Genomic DNA, 1,060 nt, shown 5'->3' with positions numbered 1-1,060 from the left:
CAGACTCCCCCTACTTGTCGAGATCGGCTTTTAATGGATTGGCCCCGAATTTCTCTTTCCAGAGTCGCGGTATCAGTTCCCTGATATCACGGGCCGGGTGGAGGCTGATGCGTTGAAGAACATCAACCAGGTATTTGTAAGGATCGATGCCCGCCAGCAGGCAGCTGGTGATCAGCGTCTGGAACACGGCAACATTGTCTGCGCCTTCTTCCGTCCAGCAGAACATCCAGTTCTTTCTGCCCATCGGAATGCAACGAAGGCCACGCTCAAGATGATTGGTGTCAATCGCTACCGTTGGATCGTTCAGGTAAACCTGAAGCTCCTTTTCCCGCTTGTGAACGTAGCCCAGTGCCTTGCTCAGAGGGTTGCTGGGAACCAGGTCAAGCCGTCGCAGCTGTTCCCGGTTCCACTCAAAAAACTGGTCAACCAGAGGTTTGGCTTTTTGTTGGCGATAATCACGCAGTGCATCGCCTTCCAACCCCTGACGACGGATGTCATCTTCAACCTTGTACAGTGCGCCGATCTGTTTCAGGGCTTCTTTGGTCGCTGCGGGTTCCGCTTTTTCTGACTTGACGAAATAACGTCGGCTATGTGTCCAGCACTCGGCATGAGTGATCTTTGGGTATTTCGAGCAAAGGCTTTCGTAACCGGGGTAGCCATCCGTGAGTAATACCCCTTCAAATTCTTTCAGGTAAGGTTCAATCACGTCACAGGAGCGGCTATCGGAGTAGATAAAGGCTATTTCATCCTGTTCCCCATAAAAGCACCAGAAGTAGCCTTTTTTCATTTTACCCTTGCATTTCAGCCCGGCTTTTGTCGGTGTTTCATCCAGTGCCAGGGTGTGACTTTCAAGGCAGCTATTCAGTACTTCATGGGCGACAGGTTGTAACAACTGGCCAGCACGCTGCTCCAGATTGGTCAGCGTGCCACGACTGACGGTGATACCGCTGGCTTCCAGTCTCTGGTGTTGACGATAAAGCGGCAGGTGGTAGCGGTATTTCTCAACCAGCAGGCCAGCTATAAAACTCACATCGGCAAAGCTGCGGTCAAACAGGCCGGA

General features: G+C 52.1%; 1 protein-coding gene. It reads right to left on the bottom strand.

What is annotated here, in order from left to right; all coding sequences use genetic code 11:
* Positions 1-10: 10 nt before the first annotated feature.
* On the bottom strand, positions 11-1,060 hold a 1,050-nt coding region (gene tnpC, locus J7439_RS25560; protein WP_209204875.1), incomplete at its 5' end, for an IS66 family transposase.

Source organism: Salinisphaera sp. G21_0 (assembly GCF_017744115.1).
Lineage (GTDB): Bacteria > Pseudomonadota > Gammaproteobacteria > Pseudomonadales > Endozoicomonadaceae > Endozoicomonas.
Note: the sequence above shows the minus strand (reverse complement) of the source record. Positions and strands in the feature narration are given on the sequence as shown.